The organism is Flavobacterium sp. NPDC079362, assembly GCF_050267765.1.
Lineage (GTDB): Bacteria > Bacteroidota > Bacteroidia > Flavobacteriales > Flavobacteriaceae > Flavobacterium > Flavobacterium azizsancarii.
This window is the reverse complement of record NZ_JBNNFM010000010.1, coordinates 22,975-42,334: the sequence shown is the minus strand read 5'-3', so window position 1 is coordinate 42,334 and position 19,360 is coordinate 22,975. Positions and strand designations below refer to the sequence as shown.

Here is a 19,360-nt window from a genome sequence, read left to right as displayed (position 1 = left end):
AGCTTACTATTTATTCTTCAGATAAACCGAGTAATCCTTCATTAAGTCTTGCTCCCTGAAAAGTTATTTTTGCAAGTCCTTCTTCTATTTCCTGTAAATCTTTTATCGAAAGTTCGACAGCTGCAGATTTAATATTATCATCTAAATATTCTATTTTATCCATTCCGGGAATTGGCACTATAAAAGGCTTTTGAGCTAATAACCACGCCAAGGCTATTTGCACAGGTGTGGCATTATTTCTATTAGCAATTTTTGTCAGCAACTCCACAACAGGCATATTTGCTCTAATGGCTTCCGAAGTAAAACGTGGGAAAGCAGCACGTAAATCTGTATCGCTGTCAAATTTGGTGTCCGGCGTAATTTTACCTGTCAAAAAACCAGTACCAATTGGCCCCCACGGCACAAAACCAATTCCTAATGCGTCACATAATGGCAAAACTTTTACTTCCGGCTCTCTTGTCCAGATCGAATACTGGTTCTGAACTGCTGAAACCGGCTGAATCTCATGGGCACGCTGAATCGTTTCTGCACCCGCTTCTGAAAGTCCAAAGTATTTTACTTTTCCTTCCTGAATCAAATCTTTTATGGTTCCTGCAACATCTTCGATTGGCACATTTGGATCTACCCGATGTTGGTATAATAAATCAATATAATCTGTTTGTAATCGTTTTAAGGAGGCTTCAACCACTTTGCGAATGTGTTCCGGTTTGCTGTTAATTCCGGTATCCGAAATCATTCCGAATTTTGTTGCAATAACAACTTCTTTTCGAAAAGGTTTCAATGATTCTCCTACTAACTCTTCGTTTGTAAAAGGTCCGTAAGCTTCTGCAGTATCAAAAAAAGTGATTCCTTTTTCATATGCTGAACGAATTACTTTAATTCCTTCGTTTATATCAACTGCTTTTCCTGTTCCAAAACTCAGGTTCATACATCCCATTCCTAATGCAGAAGCTTCTAATCCTTGTGTTCCTAATATTCTTGTTTTCATATTGCTTTTTTTTGACTAAATTGTCTATCATCTTGTCAATACAAAGTTCATTCAATATTAAAAGCTTTCTTTTATACAAATTACTGTTATTAATACCATTTTTACTGATTAGAATTATCACGCTAAGTTATTAATAATCTGAGTAGTATATTTGCATTAATAATTTTAAAAGTTGCATCATGGATCCTATTATAAAACTCGAAAAAATCGCTCAGTACAATCAATTAAAAGGTATTGAAACGCAACATCCTTTAATAAGTGTTTTTGATAACTCTGCAACAAAAGCATTACCCAATCATACGCGCATGCATTTTGGGTTTTATGCCATATTCCTGAAGGCCGGAAATTGCGGCGAATTAAAATATGGCCGCAATAATTATGATTATGATGATGGTACAATGGTGTTTGTTTCGCCCGGACAAGTTATTGAAGTAAATAACCCCGAAGATTATCATCCTACAGGATTAGCGATTCTATTTCATCCTGATCTGATAAAAGGCACTTCGCTGGCAAAAAACATGAGTCAGTATTCTTTCTTTTCTTATGAATCGCATGAAGCTCTTCATTTATCTTTAAAAGAACAGCAAATAATAAAAGATTTATTTAGTAAATTACAATACGAATTAAGCCAGTCTATTGATAAACATAGCAAAAGCATTATAAGTAATAATATAGAGTTGGTACTAAATTATTGTGTTCGCTTTTATGACAGACAATTCATTACCAGAGAAAATATTAATACTGACGTTTTATCAAAATTTGAAAATTTATTACAGGATTATTTTCAATCTGAAAGTGCACAAGATACAGGTTTACCTTCGGTGGGATATTTTGCAGATCGTTTGCATCTTTCGGCTAATTATTTTGGCGATTTAATAAAAAAAGAAACAGGCAAATCAGCTCAGGAACACATTCAGTTAAAGTTGATAAATGTGGCGAAAGAACGAATTTTCGATACTGATAAATCAGTCAGTCAAATTGCGTTTGAACTGGGTTTTAAATATCCACAGCACTTTAATAGAATGTTTAAAAAGAATACGGGTTTTACACCAATTGAATACAGAAATTTAAACTAAAAAATCATAAACCAAATTTCATAAACCACAAGAATGCTAGAGAATTTCCCTTTTTATTTAGGTTTGTTAATTGTTATTTTATTACTGATTATGTTGGCCAATAAAATAAAAGTAGCTTATCCGATATTGTTGGTATTGGCCGGATTGGCAATCAGCTTTATCCCAAAGGTGCCTTTAATACAAATCGAACCTGATTTAATATTCTTTATATTTCTGCCTCCTTTACTGTACGAAGCGGCATGGACGGTTTCATGGAAAGAAATGTGGCGCTGGCGACGCATTATTACCAGTTTTGCCTTTGTAGTTGTTTTTGTTTCGGCATTATCTGTTGCCTTAGTTGCTAATTATATTATTCCCGGATTTTCATTGGCGCTTGGTTTTGTTTTGGGCGGAATTGTATCTCCTCCGGATGCAGTAAGTGCCGGTGCTATTTTGAAATTTGTAAAAGTACCCAAAACTATTTCATCAATTTTAGAAGGCGAAAGTTTGCTGAATGACGCCTCTTCTTTAATTATTTTCAGATTTGCAATGATTGCCGTTGCAACAGAGCAATTTATATTTTATAAAGCCGCCGTTAGTTTTAGCTGGATGATTTTTGGCGGAGTTGGAATTGGGTTATTAATTGGCTGGCTTTTTATGAAAGCGCACAAATATTTGCCTACAGATGCAAATGTCGATATTGTTTTGTCTTTGCTTACACCCTATATTATTTATCTGGCTGCCGAAGAAGTTCATAGTTCCGGTGTATTGGCCGTAGTATGTGGCGGATTGCTTTTGTCTAATAACCGACACCGATTTTTGAGCAGTAAATCTCGTTTGCAGGGCATCAATGTTTGGCAAAGCCTTACTTTTATTCTGAATGGTTTTGTGTTTATGCTGATTGGCTTAGATCTGCCACAAATTACAAACGGTCTTAAAGTCGAAGATGTTAGCATTTCGTCCGCAATTGGTTATGGCGTTCTGATAACATTTGTCTTAATAATCAGTAGAATGATATCTTCTTACGGAGCCGTTTTGGTGACGCTTGTTGCACGAAATTTTATCACGGTTGCTGACAGCAGAAATCCCGGTTATAAAACTCCGTTTATACTGGGCTGGACGGGAATGAGAGGTGTTGTATCATTGGCTGCTGCCTTATCTATACCTGTTTATCTTAATAATGGCAACGGTTTTCCGCAACGGAACCTCATCTTGTTTATCACGTTTATCGTTATTCTTTTAACTCTGGTAATTCAGGGACTCACATTGCCTTATTTTATTAAAAAAATCAATCTTACTGATATGTATGATCCTCTGCCAAAAGAAGAAGCTCATAATAACCTGCGCCACGAATTAGCCGAATTTGCTTTAGATTATCTAAAGAGTAATTACAGCGATCAGATCGAAAGCAATTCTTCGCTACAGCATCTTATCCAGAAATGGGAACAATACAGCAATGGCATTGATGACGAACAAATAGGAAAAGAACTTAAAGTAATCTATCTCGACTTATTAGACAAGCAAAGGCAATGGCTGATTAATAAAAACAAAGAAGATCAAACTCTTGATGAAACCATTATAAGACGACAAATGCATTATTTAGATATCGAAGAAGAGAAACTAAGGTATATTTAGCATTAATTTTACTGCTATTTCACCTCGAAATTGGTCATTATTTATTTTTTGAAATCAGGAATTTTCTCGGTCAAATTCTTCCAATATCGTTTTGGCATATGCTGAAGATGAAGTCGCATGTTCTTTCTCGATTCAATATTGACACTGCTGAAATAACGTTTCCAAAGATTTTGAAAAAATTCTTCCTTTTCGTCACAGATTTCAGTTAAGAATTTCGAAGAAGCAGCTTCCGGATTGAATTGCAATTGTACGGTTGCAACATTTTCGAGGTCATAATAAATTCCATATTTGCGCTTTGCATCATATATTAACCAACGCTGATCTGCGTAACGGTTTTTAAAATGGCTTTCTATAAGTGGTAACACATCACAATCGGGCTCAACAATGGCATAATACAATTGATCTTTGGTTAATTTGAACCGCACAAATGCTTCCATTCGGTGACTTTCTTTGCCCGTTAATCGAGCCGCCTTTTTTATATCTAAAACTGTACTGTTGCTTAAATCTCTTTCTATATTTATTGAACTGGCGAGTACATATTTTACAAACTGAAACATTGTTTCCTCTATCTGATTTACTTCTGATAAAAAAGCTTTGTAAATATTCGAAATTCCTTCTGCCGACAGGCGTTTTTGTAAACCACTTAAAACGCGCTTTGCTTTGTCAGGATCTGTTGTTACAAAATGAGTGGTTGAAAAAAGCAAAGAATTAGAAACTTCGTTTTTTACAAAAACAATATCGCCAAGCTTATATTCGTAAATTTCAAATACAGCTGTGAGCCATCCTTCATAAGTTGCGTCATAAATTACTTGTGTCATTTAATTTAATTCAGTTATTACAATTACTTCGTATGTTCGCTTGCACGAAATTAAACACATAGAAACATAGATTTATATCTAAAAAAGAAATACATTTCTTTCGCGTAGCTATGTGCATTTTAATCAAGTGCAACGATTTATTTAATAAAAAAAGGCTACGTTTCTATGTTTTAAAAATTACAGCATGACATTTAATCAACTAAAATAAAGCAAGTTGATTTGAGAAATCATTTTTATACTTACTCTTTTGAGAATTTAAAATCTGACTTTTGATTTGTATAGAAGTTAAATCTTTCTGCATTTGAAACGGTGTTGCAAATGCCAGAAAATATTTGGCACGGGTATAAGCAATTCCTAACTTTTGCAAATCCTGTGGCATCAGTTTTTTAAATTGTCTTGCAGCGACTATTTTAGTGGCACTTAAAAAACCAATACCGGGAATGCGTTTTATAAGTTCTAAATCTGCGGTGTTTATATCTACAGGAAATTGATTCAGATTTCGCAAAGCCCATCCTAGTTTAGGATCAATATCCAGATCGAGATTTGGTTGATTGAACCCAACAATCTCATTTACATTAAATCCATAATATCGTATTAGCCAATCGGCCTGATACAAACGGTTTTCGCGTATAATAGGAACCGGTGTTCCAATTGCAGGAAGACGATTGTCATTACTTATTGGCACATATCCGGAATAATACACACGTTTCATATTCATTTGCTGATAGAAATAATCTGCCATGCCCAATATTTCAAGATCACTCTCTTTTGTTGCACCAATAACCATTTGGGTACTTTGACCTGCAGGAGCAAAAAGCGGCGCTTTGTAATTGAGTTTTTTTTCTTCCCGATAACCAACAATTTCATTCTTGAGGTATTCCATGGGTTTGATCACGTCGATATGATTTTTATCCGGCGCCAGTAATTTAAGGCTTTGTTCTGTTGGCATTTCGACATTTACACTCAGACGGTCGGCATACATTCCGGCTTCTTTCAACAATTGGTCACTAGCTCCGGGAATCGCTTTAAGGTGAATATAACCATTAAAATTGTGCTCTAATCGTAATTTCTTCGCTATTCGAACCAAGCGTTCCATTGTATAATCGGCATTGTCAAAGATGCCGGAACTCAAAAAAAGTCCTTCTATATAATTTCTTCTGTAAAAACCGATAGTAAGATCAACCACCTCATCTACTGTAAAAGCAGCACGTTTTATATCGTTGCTTTTTCGGCTTACACAATATGCACAGTCAAAAATACAATGATTGGTCAGCAGGATTTTCAGTAAAGAGACGCAACGTCCGTCTTCGGTAAACGAATGACAAATGCCATATCCTTTAGAATCTCCCAATCCTTTGTCTTTATTCTTTCTATTGCTTAAAGCTGATGAACATGATACGTCATATTTTGCAGCATCGGCCAATATGCCCAACTTCTCCATCACTCTTTCATGTACCATTTTGAACCTTTTTAGTGGTTAAGGAATTAAATTTGTTTGACCTCAAAACTACTATTTTGCGATACAAAAATCCTGAAATCCGTTGTTCTAAATTGTACCAAATTTCAATAAGACAATCTCAACTCACTTTCAACTACAATAATAACCCACTGATTATAAAAACTTTAATACGTAGAAAAATAGCTTTACTTGCTTAAAAAAGGCGTTTCATTTATTTAAAACACACATAACTATATATCGAGAAGAAATATATTTCTTTTTGTCTCTGCGACACATAAAATCTATGTTTCTATGTATTTATTTTTTCAAGGCCCAAACGAAGAATCATCCAAACCAGTTAATAATAAATCAAAGTCCAATTTTTCCTTCTGCCCAATACGGCTGCGTATAGATTTTTTTATTTAGAACACCTTTTTCTTTTAAGACTTTTCTAAAGGCCTGAATTGACTTCGCATTTCCCATTAAATAAAATTGTCCATGCTGCCATAAATCCCAAATTTTAGGATCTAATTTATTCAGCATTTCGATTGCAAATTCGGCTTTTATGTTTGTTTTTTGCACGATATCCACTTCAAGTCCCAACATCTTTGGGATTTCAGCGGTACTTGCATCTAATTCTAAAATGCCTAAATAATTATTTTCGCCGGCATTAATTTCGTCTTTGATACTTTTAAAAACGCTGATACAAGTTTCATCTCCATAAAAGAAATGATACTTTTCTTCCTTTTTAAAAAACTCAAAACCTCGCGGTAATCCCACTGTTACCTGATCATTGGGTTTTAAGTTTTCTACAAAATAACTTCCGGGACCGTTTTTATGAATATGAAAAATAACTTCAAACCATCCTTGTGCACTATTCCATTTACTGGGCGTGTAATTGCGATAATTTGTATCATCTATTCTAATGACTATGGCTTGTCCTATTTTAAAATTAATGTGGGGAAAATGACCTCTGAACTGGATCATTTTTACATTTTCGCTGAGCATTTTAGTCGCTGCAACGCTTACTTTGCAAATCTTGCTAGTAAACGCCAGTTCCATAAAATCTCCAATAATCTTGGGCATCGAATTCATAATGGTATGTTTTAATTTCGATACAAAATTGAAACTAAAACAAAAAGAATTAATTGAAGAAGAAATAGGGATGATTGGACTATTCGCGGAATTTTAACCGGAAGGCTAAAGGTGTTTCACCGTTTATTTTTTTAAACAATCTGGAGAAATAAGTATGATCCTCAAATCCTAACATAAAAGCGATTTCCTTTACATCATTATCTGTGTAGTACAATAATCGTTGCGCTTCTAAAATCATGGCGTTCTGAAGCCAATACGTTACCGATTTTCCCGTCGCAACATTCACACAATAATTTAAATGCGAAGTGGTGACATTTAATTTTTCAGCAAAGAAAGAGGGACTTTCTAAAAAAGTAAAATCAGATAGTAATTTTTTAAAATTAGAATAAATCTGTACCGCTTGATTTTTAATTTCCGTTGTTAACTTATTTGATTCTGAATATATATTTACAAAACGATAGACCAAAGCACTAAAAAGACCATTGACAATAGGTGTTTTATTCGAAGTACTATTTTCAAAAGAACGGTGTAGCAACGACACCGTTTCTAAAACATCTTTCTTCTGAAATTTATCAATTTTACTGACCTGATTCGCAATTTTCAAGTTCTGAAAAACGGTAGCACAATTATTCGGAATTAAAAATGGTGCCACACCTATGTAATATCCGGCAGCATCAGGCGAAATAAATTGTGGCGAATGAATTTGAAATGGCTTAATAACGACAACACTTTGAGCATTTATCTTTACATCTACCATATCACATTTCATGATGACTTTTCCTTTTGTGAGCACAAAAAAAATATAAAAATCATCCCGATGTGCTCCTAATTTTTTTATAACATCAGAATCTTTTACTAATACAGATAACTCACCAATATAGATCCCTCCTACTGCTTCTGATCTCTGGTTGTAAATAGGAATTTTCAAGTTTGAATCTTTTTTAAAATTATAAGTACGTAAACTTTATGACGGATGATGTTATACAAACTTAGAAAATTAATTCTAAAATGATTTTCAATATTCTTTAATAGGCCTGGAAATACAAAAAGCCTTTAACCACAAACGGATTAAAGGCTTTTATTTCTTTATCTAAAATATTAGTGAAGCTTAGAAAGTCACAAATTTCACTCCTAAACTAAACCATCTCGAAGGAAGAGGAACTGCTCCTACTTCATAATATGTGGTATTGAAGATGTTTTGTGCATCGACATAAACTGTTACTTTTTTGATCGCCTGACTTACTCTAAAATCATTTACCCAATAAGATGGTCCGGTTACTCTCTGACTGAAACGAGTCGCAAATAAAGCAGTAAAATTTTTATGCTGAAAATCTATTGTATTGGTTATTTGATGTTCTAATGATGAAACCAGATATTTAGAATAAACTACCGGAATAACATCCTGAAATTTGAAATCTAAATACGAATACGCCAGATTGATATTTAATCTCGAATTCGCAGAAAAGTGTGTACTATAATTGGTACGCAGGTTAAAACCGTTTGTATTCAGATTGCCATAGTTATTACTCTGGTAAGGTTCTGTGGTAACATTTCTGGTCCAGTCGATAAAATTGTTGATTTTTCTATAGAAATAATTGGCATTAAAAGTAAAATCGCGTTTGATGTATTTGAATCCTACTTCGCTCTGAAAAGCATTTTCGGTTTCAAGATTAGGATTTCCTATGTTTCCCGGACGCTGGTTGAGGTATAAATCCGTAAACGAAGGAATACGCTGACTTGTCCCGATGTTCCCTATGATCTTAAAAGCATCTGTTATGGCGTAACTGGCATCAAGCCCAGGATAGACCTGCCATTTGTAATCTGAATTATAATTAAGATAAGCTCCTAAATTTACATCCAGTTTTTCTATAAAAGTGGTTCTGTATTGTAGATAAAGTCCGTAATTTTCACGATTATGTTCTCCAATATTAGACGAACTTATGTCCTCACTTCTTGCTTCTGCACCAAATCCTAGTTCACCATTTTCCATCTTGTACGATGTGTTAACTTCTGCAGCAAATGAATTGGTATAATGCTGGCTTCTTCCGGCATTTAAGTTTGCAATTCCGTAATAGCGGTAGTCGTCATAATTGTATCGGTAACTCAATCTTGGCATCAATGTCCATTTTTCAGACAACTGATGTTTAGATTGTACAGATGCAAATGTAGTTTGCACGACTTCACTTGAATTCTTATCGCCTGGTGCTGCATAAAATCCGTTGGCACCAAAACCGTTATTGATGTAACCAAACGAACTTAAAATTTCATTTTTATCGTTGAGTTGGTAATTACCCTGATAGAATATTTTATTGTTTTCGAAAGCCGTATTGTATCTATATCCGTTGCTTTTATCGTGAGAAGCAAAAAGTGAATGTTGCTGTTTCTCTTTGCTCAAAACACCGCCCACCTGAATTCCGGTACCGTAAAATGTATCTCCGGTATCCTGGGTGTCTTTTTCGAAATTCGATCCTGCATAAGAATTTACCATAAATCCTGATTTTGTTGGCTTTTTGGTAATAATATTAATCGCTCCGGTCAGACTATTAATCCCGTAAGTAAGCGCTGCCGGACCACGAATGATTTCGATTCTCTCGATAACCTCAACCGGAATAGGCAGGTTTAGCATATTGTGTGCCGTTTGGGAATCTATTATTTTAGTTCCGTTCAGAAGAACAACGGTTTGTTCAAAGCTTCCGCCATCAACACTGACGTCAGCCTGACTTCCAAACGGTCCTCTTTGTCTTAAATCGACGCCATTGGCATATTGCAGAATTTCCTGAACAGATCGTCCCGGCAGTTTTGCAATTGTTGCTTTATCAATTACATATACGTTTCTGTTTTTCTTAGATATTGGCGTACTAAACCTATTTTCATGAATAATTACTTCATCAATATTAATGGTATCTTTTTGCACCTGAGCTTGTAAACTAACACATATCAGAGTCAGTGCAGCAAAATAAAGTTTTGTCATTTGTTTTAATTTTTTGCAAAAGTAGTATCTTGCCGTACTACTAATGTATACCAGTTTTATAAAAATGGATAGTCCGGTTCAAATTCCTTTCAAAAGTTTCATTCAGCTTAAGCCTGAAGAAGCGACTGCTTTATATCTGCAGATCGTTTTTGAATTTATAAAAGCGATACAAATTGGTTTACTTCCTGAGGGCACAAAACTTCCGGGAACCCGCATATTATGCAAACTTTTATGCGTTAACAGAAACACATTGATCAAAGCTTTTCAGGATTTAGAATTACAAGGATGGATTGAAATTTTACCCAATAAAGGAACTTTTATCTTATCTGAAAAACAACAAAAAAACAAGGCGGAATTTACTTCTGAAGAAAACAAAAATGTTGCAAAAGCATCTACAGGTTTTACTTTCAAGCATTCTACTATTCTCGAAAACCCTAAAGAAGTAAGTACTTTGCCTTATCAATTCAACGATGGTTTACCTGATCTGCGACTTGTTCAAACAGATGTTCTGGCAAGATTGTACGTTTCTAAACTAAAGAGACAAAAAAGTACCAAAACTGGCGAACAATTTCAGACACAATCTCATTTGAATTTTAAAACCCAGTTTTCTAATTTTTTAAATCTAACGAGAGGTATTCGGATTTCGACATCAAATTTGCTCACTACAAGCAGTCATGAAATTAGTTTGTATCTGGTTACCAAATTACTTATTTCACCTGGCGATAAGGTAGTTGTGGCTTCTCCGGGTTACTACATATCAAATATGACATTGTCTGATAGCGGAGCTCAAATTATGACAATACCTGTTGACAAGGAGGGAATCAATACGGAACAACTGAAACAAATTTGCGAGGAACACCAAATCAGGATTTTATATCTTACCTCAAATTACCATTATCCAACAACAACTTCTCTTAGCGCCAAAAGAAGAATGGAGGTATTAGAATTGGCCAATCGTTATGGTTTTGTGATTATCGAAGATGATTATGACTTTGATTTTCATTACGACAATAATCCGGTATTACCTCTTGCCGCTTTAGATTCAAACGAAAGAGTTGTTTATATCGGATCATTTGGCAGATCATTACCGGCAGGTTTTGGTTATGGTTTTATTGCCGCGCCATCGGCATTTATAAAAGAACTCGAAAAACATCAAAATATTCTCGAACCGGGAATAGATGTCATCAAAGAACAGGTTTTAACGGAATGGATCAGGGAAGGTGAAGTGCATCGCCTTTCTAAGAAAAATAAAAAGGTATATAAGGAGCGCAGGGATTATTTTGTTTTATTATTAAAAGAAAAGTTAGAAGGGAGAATCAAATTTCAGATTCCAGTTCGGGGTTTGGCGATTTGGGTAGAATGGCTGGATAATTTTAATTTGATAAAATTACAAAAGCAATGTGCTGCAAATGGTTTATTCTTGCCAAAGACGGTTTTATATCAAACCAAGAATCTAACAGCAACACGTTTAGGTTTTGGACATTTAGATGAAACAGAAATGGAGAATGCTGTAGCAATTTTGCGCCAATCTCTCGAAGCGATTCTTTAAACAATACAATTAATGCTTTCTAATAATGTCGCATTAAAATAAAAAAATGATATGGAAATAGAACAAATTCTTGATCAAATATACGCATTACCTGAAACTTCAAAATTGAAACTTCAAAACTGTGTGACTGAAATAACTTATCCTAAAGGACATATTTTATTGAGGGCTGACAAAATTGAAACGAATATTTATTTTATCCGAAAAGGGATTGCAAGGGCTTATTCTAATCGGGATGATAATGAAGTTACTTTCTGGTTTGGCAAAGAAGGCGATACTGTTTTATCGATGAAGAGTTATGTTGCCAACCAAAAAGGATATGAGGATATCGAACTTTTGGAAGATTGTGAATTGTATGAATTGAAATCTGAAAAGCTGCAAAAGCTTTTTCAGGAAGATATTCATATTGCCAATTGGGGACGAAAGTTTGCAGAAAAGGAATTGGTAAAAACCGAAGAACGCCTTATTTCTCGTCAATTTAGAACTGCTACAGAACGCTATAAAGAACTTCTTATTGATTATCCACATTTAATTCAGCGTGTACAATTAGGCCATATTGCTTCGTATCTGGGCATTTCCCAAGTAAGCCTGAGCAGAATTCGCGCCGACATTAAATAACTTTTATTTTTTAACAAATGTAAAATGCTCTCCGAATCTCTTTTCTAACCTTTGCAAAAAAAAGATATGAACTGGATTATTTTGATTATTGCCGGCTTATTTGAAGTTGGCTTTACTTTGTGTTTAGGAAAAGCAAAAGAAACAACGGGAAACGAAATGTATATGTGGTACACGGGTTTTCTTATTTCTTTAGTTGTTAGTATGGGACTTTTAATGAAAGCGACGCAAACTTTGCCTCTGGGAACTGCTTATGCTGTCTGGACAGGTATTGGCGCGGTTGGAACTGTAATAATTGGAATTTTAATTTTTAAAGATCCAACAAATTTCTGGCGCCTCTTTTTTATTGCAACTCTTATTGGTTCTATTGTAGGCTTAAAAGCGGTATCTCACTAATTTAAAGAAAAAGGATATAGAACAAGCGGGTTAGTAAACACTAATCCGCTGTTTTTATGCCTTTATTTAAAACCTTTTTTGAAAATCAGGTATTTATACTTGATTCCCTAATTATAAAAAAAACGATTTTTGTCTACAAAATGTGACAATCCGTAAGTTATTCTCAATAAACGATTATAGATTAGCAAGACATTTAAGTCAAAAAATGTCAAAAAAATTCATTACACATTATAACCTAAAAAGATAATCATGAAAAATCTTTGGTGTTGGCGTTGTAAAATAGAAGTTCCTATGCTTGATCAAGAGGAATATAAAGTTGCATCTAAACTGTATCGCAATGGTTTTGAAACTGGAAAGTGCAATATGACAAGAAAGACACGTTTTAAAGACTTACTTGATTATTATAAAGACTTAACAGGATTTGAAGAAACTAATCCTAATGCTATAATGCATCATAGAATTGACTTGTATGGTGCGGCTTGCGAAAATTGTTCTAAACCCTACAGAACTCCCAAAGCTTCTTTTTGTGCTGCATGCGGAAACAAAAAAAAAGCTAATAACTGTACTGAATCTTTACACAAAGAAAAACCAAAATGGTGGCAAAAATTATTGGTTTTGAATAAGGCTGGTTAAAACTGATAAAAAAAATTAATAATCTTTTTTGCAGATTTATTTTTACAGATACCTCTTTTGTTGAAGTTGAAAAGATTGTATTTATAGCAGCGGTGAATTGCTATTTATTTCTTCAATGTCAAAAATGCGTTAAAAAACTTTTCGGATAGCAGTTTTTCGACAATAAAAAATACTTTTGTGAGAAAGGAAAAACAAAGACTTATCAGCAACCGGAAAACATAATGATATGGATTACGAAAAATTCATCTTCTGCCTCGAAGGTGTTCCAGACGTAGACGACGACAGAGCAACTTTAGTGGTACAAAACTTAGAAGAAATTGCAATTGATCAGGGTATTGCTAGTATTTATAAAACCTGCGATACTATCGAAGGATTAGAAGAAAGCTTGAATGTATTGCTTTATGAAGATCATAATTTTAAGGATTATGAAATCATTTATTTGGTAATGCCGGGTGAAGCCAATACGATATGCCTTCATGATTATTACTATAGTTTAGAAGAAATAGCGGAACTTTTTGAAGGGAAAATGAAGGGGAAAATTATTCATTTTGCGAATCTAAAGGTTTTGGACCTCAACAACGAAGAAGCACAATATTTCCTGGATATAACCGGCGCGCGAGCCATTTCGGGTTACGGATCTACTTATAATAAAATTGCCAGTTGCAGCACTATTGACAAAGCCTTTTTTAGTCTCTATCAGGACAATGACGACATTACAGAAGTGGTAGAGGAATTGTACCAAAAACATTATGCTTTGTGCAAATTGCTCGATTTTAGATTGTACTATTAAACGATGAAAAGCAAAACAATCGAAAAAGTAAAAACCTACGAAGCAAAAGGATTCAGGGAGAAGTTCTTAGGCGAAGATAATCCTGCACATTTACTTTTTAAATCAAATTCTGATCACTTTTTTTGTTTACAAATGAATGAAATAGTGGGCCTGCAATATCCTGTTCCTCCATCTAAACACAGTTGCCATACATTACTTTTTATTGCATCTGGCAGTCAAACAATGAAAGTGGGATACCAGGAATATCAAACTGTTCCTAATGAAATTATTGTGGTACCGGCAGGTCAGGTTTTTTCGATAAAAAACATTAATAATTCACATACCGGTTATGTATGTCAATTTCATCCTGATATTTTAATTGGAAAATATGCCAATCGTGAAATATTGAATGATTTTGATTTTCTGAAAATATCAGGAAACCCAAAAGTGAGTTTATCAGCCAATGACACGGCATCAATTATTGCGATCTTAAATAGACTGCAAACTGAATATACTGAAACTGAAACAGCTAATTTGGATATTGTACAAGCTTATTTAATTGCCCTGTTTTATGAGATGAATAGAAACACGGTAAAAGCTTCTAAAAATGTGTCGGCAGCAGAAATTCTTACTACTAAATTCAGAGAATTAATTCATCAAAATGTCAAAAATTATCATCAGGTTAGTTATTATGCCTCTCTACTGAATGTGACACCCAATCATCTTAACAAATCTGTTAAAGCTGTCACGAACAAAACAGCGGCTTCATGGATTGATGAAACCATTTTATTAGAAGCCAAATATTTACTTTTTCAAACCTCTCTTTCTGTCAGCCAAATTGCCATGCAGGTGGGTCATGAGGATCATTCTTACTTTAGCAGATTTTTTAAAAAACGCGAGGGCATTACCCCTGTTCAATATCGAAAATTGATTGATAAGTCCTAATTATTGATTAGAGAATCCTATCAAATTGAGAAGCATTTATTGAAATTTGCCAAGTAAAAAAAAGCAAGTTATGATTTATGTTTTTAAAACTTCCGTTGACACAAAATCGAAATTAGAATTCGCAAACGTGTTACTCGAACAATTGCTTCCAGATGCTTTATGGAATTTTGATCTTGAGGATTGCGATAATATTTTAAGAATTGACAGCGACGCTGATATAAATGAAATGGCATTGAAAAATGACATTTTTGATTGTATCGAACTAGAATAAATTGCTTTACAAACACTTCTTTTAAACCTTAGCTTATTAATATGGAAACGGCATTGCATCAGAACAAAACATTTGACACTATTGATTACTCCGATCAGAAACTATCAGATAACGAATTTGTAAATTGTGAATTTATCAATTGTAATTTCTCGAAAAGTGATTTCAGTTATATCGATTTTTTGGACTGTACTTTCAAGAACTGTAATCTTTCGCTTTCTACCTTAAAAGGTACAGGATTAAAAAACATTAAATTTATTGGCTGCAAATTAATGGGGCTTGACTTTAGTGCCAGTAACAGCTTTTTATTTTCGATGAATTTTCAGGATTGTCTTCTGGATTATTCCACTTTTATTTACAAAAAACTGAAGAAAACAAACTTCATTGATTGCTCTCTTAAAGATGTCGATTTCTCGAACACTGATTTGTCTTTGGCCATTTTTAAAAACTGCGATTTGGCGAACGCTACTTTTCAGGATTGTGTATTAGAGAAAACAGACTTTCGCTCTTCCAGAAATTATGCCTTTGATCCCTCTGAAAATAAAATAAAAAGAACCAGAGTTTCTCAAACGGCACTTGCCGGTTTATTAGAAAAATTTGATCTGGATATTGAGTAAGAATTCCGCTAAGAAGACACACGGATTTTTATAGATTCAAACAGATTTTATTTTTACTGAAACCTTTATAGAAGTAGTAAATATTATTGATACTTTATAACAGCATTTAGTTGTATAAAAAAAGGGATGCAGTTCAAAAAAACTGCATCCCTTTTTAACTAACTCTATAAAAATTTCTTATTTAATCCAACGTGGATCTCCTACTTTATTATCTTTTAATGTTTGATTACCTAGAGTAAAATCTCCGGTAGCAGCACTAGCAAATTGAGGATTTAATGCCGTTCCGGCAGTATCCGATTTAAGAGGTGACACAGGACTAGCCTGATTAAGGGTAGCTGCATTGAAATAATTATTATTAGAAAATGTTGGTGCATTTGTTGTCGCTTGATTGATATATCTTGCAATTGTTTCTGCAAATAATGAGTTACGGACAATTGTAGCATTACTGGCAAAACGAATATATAGAATTTGATATCCACTAGCTGCAATTGTATTAGTAACGCCATAGAAAGTACAACTATCAATTAAGGTATTTGTTGTAAGTCCAGTCCCAAATGAAGTTGTAGCATCTTCTCTAATAAAAGCTCTTGTTGAGGCACAATTGTTAAATGTACTTTTTGTCAGAGTAATATTAGCCACATAACCAACTCTAAAATCAATAAACTCTCCTGTTGCTGCAGTATCGATATTTGTAAGTTCTGAATTGTCTACAGTAATTGATTCAATCTTAGCTCCAATTGCACTTCCTGCAATAGCAAACGAACCAAGATAATCATAAATTTTACATCCGCTAACTAATAGTTTACCATATGTACCACTTTGATTGTATCTTACAAAATCTGTTTGAGTTTTTTCACCATTAAAATTTAAATCGATTAAACTTACATCGGTAACACCTGGATTGAATGTAAATCTTACATATAATTTCGGTTTATCAGAAACCCTTAACCCTCTAATTGTTATAGGTTTACTCAACACGATTTCCCCTTTAAAAATGGTATAATCTCCTGGCATTAATACCAAAACAGAACCAGCAGGTGCATCTGCTATTTTAGCATTTAAGTCGTCTTCTGGTTTAACCAAAATACCTGTTCCTATATCGATTCCGGTAGTAAAAGTTCTAACACCTCTTGTCTTAGTTCCGTTTATCAAAGTTGCGGTATAAGCAGTTTCACTTGTTAGACCTGATACTATAGCAACTCCCGCTATTTTTTCCGCTGGAGTTATCGTATGAATAAGATTTCCGGGATTAGAAGTAATTTGTGTTACAGCACTATTTGGAGTCCATCTTAGTGTAACTTGCTTTGCCTCAATATCAGCATCAGCAACAGGAAATAAAATTTGCTCAGAAAGTGTAGTTGCAGTTGCAACTGTCCACTTAGAATCTGCTAATCCGGTTGTAATTGCTTTTACTCGTATTGAATAAGTTGTTTCGCCTTCCAGCTGAACTGTTAATGGCAATTGAGCCCCCGTAACTTGTACCGTTTTATAAATCACTTTAAAATCTATATCATCTGCACTAAATTCTACTGTATAATGATCCGCTGCCGGATTCACTGTCCAGTTAAGTTCGACAAATGTCTGATTTTTTACTTTTGCTGTTAGAGCGATTGGAGAAAATTCTCTTGTATTGCCTATACCGTCTAACAATCCCTCATTATAACTTTCGCAGCCTGAGACTGCAAATGCAAGTACTAATGTGGCTATTAATCCTTTAAGCATATGTTTTGTTTTCATCATAATAACTTTATTAATTTTTTCTAAGATCTTAATAACCGTAATCATTTTTTAATTGATTGTTGCTTCCATCAATAAACACTTGCCATATTGGCCAGAATTGTCTGTTATCAGGATTCACGCCTGGTTTGTACAATGAATTTATCTTAGCATCTGCTGCTGTTCCTGTCCATGTCCAGGTAGCAGATGAATATAGTGCTCCCGGATTTGTTGTTTCTCCTCTGTTTAATCCGTAGATATCAAGAGAAACATTATCAGCTTTATATTTATAGTACAAGGTTGTCGGTATATCAGCATATTCACCTGTTCGAGCTGACAGATTTGTCATTTTTTGTTTTGCCAGATCCAATTTTACTTTCAGCAAATTCCAACGAATAAGTGCTTGCTTACGCTCCATTTCTCCGGTAAACTCAAATTTATTTTCTTCAACGATTGCATTCAGCATTGCCTCTTTACTAGTAATATTATTTACATATTGATCTACTTTAACAGCTTGTGTTGCTGCAGGGAATGCTCTTCTGCGAATTTCTTTCAGATAAGGTGCAGCTGCACCCGGACCTTCTAATTCGTTAGCTGTTTCAGCAGCAATTAAAAGTACTTCTGCATAACGCATGTACATTTTATTTACACCATCATCATTGGTAGAAGTCACATAACGTTTCATCCATTCGTAACGGTATTTACCAAAATACCACGTATCTAGCGTGTTTAACTCTTGTTTAGCAATATTATTAACCGCTGCACCATATTTATAAGGCACACAAGTAACATCTCTACGGGCATCAGCCTGGTCATAGTCATAAAAAACAAATGGTAATGGACCTGCTACACCACCGCGATTGGCTCCATTAGCTTGAAATTGATCACTGGCTGCTGTGTGTTTTACAGCGAAAGTAAACAGCATTCTACCACGTCCGTCAGCAAAAGGAAGCTCCCAAAGAGATTCTCCTCCGGCAGTAGTATTTTCTTCATTGTATTTTCTCCACAATCCCTCAAAAGTAGATTCTAAACGAGCTGCACCACTTTGAATCACTTCACGAGATTCTCTTAATGCCAATCCATACATATTACCCACTGAAAGTTCCGGATCTGTACTTCTTCTTACTCCGTCAGGATATTGCTGAAAACCACTTGAAACCAAAGCCAAACGTGCTCTAAATGCTTTTACAAAAGCTTTATTTATATGCTCTACTGTACTTGTATATGCAGTTTCGTTAGGCCATGCCACTAATGTTGATGCTTCTCCTAGATCTGTAATTAATTGTTTGTAAAGAATGTCTCTACTTGATTTAGGCAAATATAAAGTTGCAGAAGTAATAGGTTCAAAACGAGCCGGAACATCTCCCCATGCTTTAATTAAATCAGCATAGTAAATAGCTCTAAGCGTTAAAGCTTCTCCTAATAATTGCCCCATTTCTGTTCCCGGCAAAGGATTTCCGTACTGACGTAAACCTTTAATACAAATATTAGCACGCTCAATACCTGAGAACATCATTGAATAAGCATTATTGGTAGTATTCATCTCTGTATTGCTTGGCTTTGTATCGTAAACACACAAATCTGCCTTATCCCCTGCTGTTTGCGAAGTAGCATACCATTCTACATCTGTGTTTAATCCGTAATAAGGTAAAAAACGTCCTCTGTAAGAGTTAGTCTCGGCAAATGGTACTTTTATTCCATCAATAGCTCCTTTTGCAAGTCCGGCTGTAGAGAAAATTACAGACGCGTCTAATGTTGATTGTGCAGGTGCTTCTAAATAGTCGTCTTCAAATTGTTGGCAAGAACTGAATAAACCAGAAATAATCAATCCTGCTATTATTATTTTATGTTTCAT

The 19,360-nt window shown here is 34.5% G+C and carries 18 protein-coding genes; 10 read left to right on the top strand and 8 right to left on the bottom strand.

Going from position 1 to position 19,360, the window contains the following annotated elements:
* Positions 1-10: 10 nt before the first annotated feature.
* Positions 11-988 carry an aldo/keto reductase gene (locus ACQKCJ_RS10960; protein ID WP_427402022.1) on the bottom strand — a complete coding sequence of 326 codons (978 nt, stop codon included), beginning with the start codon at positions 986-988 and terminating at the stop codon, positions 11-13.
* Positions 989-1,167: 179 nt separating this feature from the next.
* On the opposite strand from ACQKCJ_RS10960, the gene ACQKCJ_RS10955 reads away from it, so the two are divergent.
* Both ACQKCJ_RS10955 and ACQKCJ_RS10950 read left to right on the top strand, forming a co-directional pair.
* Positions 1,168-2,064: a helix-turn-helix domain-containing protein gene (locus ACQKCJ_RS10955; RefSeq protein ID WP_427402021.1), complete on the top strand. Its 897-nt coding sequence runs from the start codon at positions 1,168-1,170 to the stop codon at positions 2,062-2,064.
* A 33-nt stretch (positions 2,065-2,097) separates the two neighbouring features.
* Positions 2,098-3,678, top strand: a complete 1,581-nt coding sequence (locus ACQKCJ_RS10950; protein WP_271335251.1) for a Na+/H+ antiporter — start codon at positions 2,098-2,100, stop codon at positions 3,676-3,678.
* A gap of 41 nt (positions 3,679-3,719) precedes the next feature.
* Here ACQKCJ_RS10950 and ACQKCJ_RS10945 read toward each other — a convergent pair whose 3' ends face one another.
* The 5 genes from ACQKCJ_RS10945 to ACQKCJ_RS10925 form a co-directional block, all read right to left on the bottom strand.
* On the bottom strand, positions 3,720-4,496 hold the full coding sequence (locus tag ACQKCJ_RS10945; RefSeq protein ID WP_271335252.1) for a TIGR03915 family putative DNA repair protein: 777 nt from the start codon (positions 4,494-4,496) through the stop codon (positions 3,720-3,722).
* A 199-nt stretch (positions 4,497-4,695) separates the two neighbouring features.
* On the bottom strand, positions 4,696-5,955 hold the full coding sequence (locus ACQKCJ_RS10940) for a putative DNA modification/repair radical SAM protein (RefSeq protein WP_271335253.1): 1,260 nt from the start codon (positions 5,953-5,955) through the stop codon (positions 4,696-4,698).
* Between the two features lie 348 nt (positions 5,956-6,303).
* Complete coding sequence (locus tag ACQKCJ_RS10935; RefSeq protein WP_271335254.1) at positions 6,304-7,029, bottom strand: siderophore-interacting protein; 726 nt, start codon at positions 7,027-7,029, stop codon at positions 6,304-6,306.
* A 79-nt stretch (positions 7,030-7,108) separates the two neighbouring features.
* Complete coding sequence (locus tag ACQKCJ_RS10930; protein WP_271335255.1) at positions 7,109-7,957, bottom strand: helix-turn-helix domain-containing protein; 849 nt, start codon at positions 7,955-7,957, stop codon at positions 7,109-7,111.
* 180 nt (positions 7,958-8,137) lie between these two features.
* Positions 8,138-10,000, bottom strand: a complete 1,863-nt coding sequence (locus ACQKCJ_RS10925; RefSeq protein WP_271335256.1) for a TonB-dependent receptor plug domain-containing protein — start codon at positions 9,998-10,000, stop codon at positions 8,138-8,140.
* Positions 10,001-10,064: 64 nt separating this feature from the next.
* Here ACQKCJ_RS10925 and ACQKCJ_RS10920 point away from each other — a divergent pair, with 64 nt between their 5' ends.
* The 8 genes from ACQKCJ_RS10920 (at position 10,065) to ACQKCJ_RS10885 (ending at position 15,789) form a co-directional block, all read left to right on the top strand.
* Positions 10,065-11,549 carry a PLP-dependent aminotransferase family protein gene (locus tag ACQKCJ_RS10920; RefSeq protein ID WP_427402020.1) on the top strand — a complete coding sequence of 495 codons (1,485 nt, stop codon included), beginning with the start codon at positions 10,065-10,067 and terminating at the stop codon, positions 11,547-11,549.
* 51 nt (positions 11,550-11,600) lie between these two features.
* Entirely contained in the window at positions 11,601-12,164 is a 564-nt protein-coding gene (locus ACQKCJ_RS10915; RefSeq protein ID WP_427402019.1) for a Crp/Fnr family transcriptional regulator, read from the top strand.
* Positions 12,165-12,230: 66 nt separating this feature from the next.
* Positions 12,231-12,557, top strand: a complete 327-nt coding sequence (locus ACQKCJ_RS10910) for a DMT family transporter (RefSeq protein WP_271335259.1) — start codon at positions 12,231-12,233, stop codon at positions 12,555-12,557.
* 249 nt (positions 12,558-12,806) lie between these two features.
* Positions 12,807-13,190, top strand: coding sequence for a hypothetical protein (locus ACQKCJ_RS10905; protein WP_427402018.1), 384 nt, complete (start codon positions 12,807-12,809; stop codon positions 13,188-13,190).
* A 226-nt stretch (positions 13,191-13,416) separates the two neighbouring features.
* Entirely contained in the window at positions 13,417-13,980 is a 564-nt protein-coding gene (locus ACQKCJ_RS10900) for a DUF6642 family protein (protein WP_271335261.1), read from the top strand.
* A 3-nt stretch (positions 13,981-13,983) separates the two neighbouring features.
* Entirely contained in the window at positions 13,984-14,904 is a 921-nt protein-coding gene (locus tag ACQKCJ_RS10895; RefSeq protein WP_427402017.1) for a helix-turn-helix domain-containing protein, read from the top strand.
* A 70-nt stretch (positions 14,905-14,974) separates the two neighbouring features.
* Positions 14,975-15,175: a hypothetical protein gene (locus ACQKCJ_RS10890; protein ID WP_271335263.1), complete on the top strand. Its 201-nt coding sequence runs from the start codon at positions 14,975-14,977 to the stop codon at positions 15,173-15,175.
* Between the two features lie 41 nt (positions 15,176-15,216).
* On the top strand, positions 15,217-15,789 hold the full coding sequence (locus tag ACQKCJ_RS10885; protein ID WP_271335264.1) for a pentapeptide repeat-containing protein: 573 nt from the start codon (positions 15,217-15,219) through the stop codon (positions 15,787-15,789).
* A gap of 177 nt (positions 15,790-15,966) precedes the next feature.
* On the opposite strand, the gene ACQKCJ_RS10880 is transcribed toward ACQKCJ_RS10885, so the two are convergent.
* A complete protein-coding gene (locus ACQKCJ_RS10880) occupies positions 15,967-17,529 on the bottom strand; it encodes a DUF5123 domain-containing protein (protein WP_427402016.1) in 1,563 nt (520 codons plus the stop codon).
* 28 nt (positions 17,530-17,557) lie between these two features.
* A complete protein-coding gene (locus ACQKCJ_RS10875) occupies positions 17,558-19,360 on the bottom strand; it encodes a RagB/SusD family nutrient uptake outer membrane protein (protein ID WP_427402015.1) in 1,803 nt (600 codons plus the stop codon).

Excerpts from the sequence above, each read along its gene's own strand:
- ACQKCJ_RS10960 (WP_427402022.1), bottom strand. The coding sequence starts at position 988 with ATGAAAACAAGAATATTAGGAACACAAGGATTAGAAGCTTCTGCATTA.
- ACQKCJ_RS10955 (WP_427402021.1), top strand. The coding sequence starts at position 1,168 with ATGGATCCTATTATAAAACTCGAAAAAATCGCTCAGTACAATCAATTA.
- ACQKCJ_RS10950 (WP_271335251.1), top strand. The coding sequence starts at position 2,098 with ATGCTAGAGAATTTCCCTTTTTATTTAGGTTTGTTAATTGTTATTTTA.
- ACQKCJ_RS10945 (WP_271335252.1), bottom strand. The coding sequence starts at position 4,496 with ATGACACAAGTAATTTATGACGCAACTTATGAAGGATGGCTCACAGCT.
- ACQKCJ_RS10940 (WP_271335253.1), bottom strand. The coding sequence starts at position 5,955 with ATGGTACATGAAAGAGTGATGGAGAAGTTGGGCATATTGGCCGATGCT.
- ACQKCJ_RS10935 (WP_271335254.1), bottom strand. The coding sequence starts at position 7,029 with ATGAATTCGATGCCCAAGATTATTGGAGATTTTATGGAACTGGCGTTT.
- ACQKCJ_RS10925 (WP_271335256.1), bottom strand. The coding sequence starts at position 10,000 with ATGACAAAACTTTATTTTGCTGCACTGACTCTGATATGTGTTAGTTTA.
- ACQKCJ_RS10920 (WP_427402020.1), top strand. The coding sequence starts at position 10,065 with ATGGATAGTCCGGTTCAAATTCCTTTCAAAAGTTTCATTCAGCTTAAG.
- ACQKCJ_RS10915 (WP_427402019.1), top strand. The coding sequence starts at position 11,601 with ATGGAAATAGAACAAATTCTTGATCAAATATACGCATTACCTGAAACT.
- ACQKCJ_RS10910 (WP_271335259.1), top strand. The coding sequence starts at position 12,231 with ATGAACTGGATTATTTTGATTATTGCCGGCTTATTTGAAGTTGGCTTT.
- ACQKCJ_RS10905 (WP_427402018.1), top strand. The coding sequence starts at position 12,807 with ATGAAAAATCTTTGGTGTTGGCGTTGTAAAATAGAAGTTCCTATGCTT.
- ACQKCJ_RS10900 (WP_271335261.1), top strand. The coding sequence starts at position 13,417 with ATGGATTACGAAAAATTCATCTTCTGCCTCGAAGGTGTTCCAGACGTA.
- ACQKCJ_RS10895 (WP_427402017.1), top strand. The coding sequence starts at position 13,984 with ATGAAAAGCAAAACAATCGAAAAAGTAAAAACCTACGAAGCAAAAGGA.
- ACQKCJ_RS10890 (WP_271335263.1), top strand. The coding sequence starts at position 14,975 with ATGATTTATGTTTTTAAAACTTCCGTTGACACAAAATCGAAATTAGAA.
- ACQKCJ_RS10885 (WP_271335264.1), top strand. The coding sequence starts at position 15,217 with ATGGAAACGGCATTGCATCAGAACAAAACATTTGACACTATTGATTAC.
- ACQKCJ_RS10880 (WP_427402016.1), bottom strand. The coding sequence starts at position 17,529 with ATGATGAAAACAAAACATATGCTTAAAGGATTAATAGCCACATTAGTA.
- ACQKCJ_RS10875 (WP_427402015.1), bottom strand. The coding sequence starts at position 19,360 with ATGAAACATAAAATAATAATAGCAGGATTGATTATTTCTGGTTTATTC.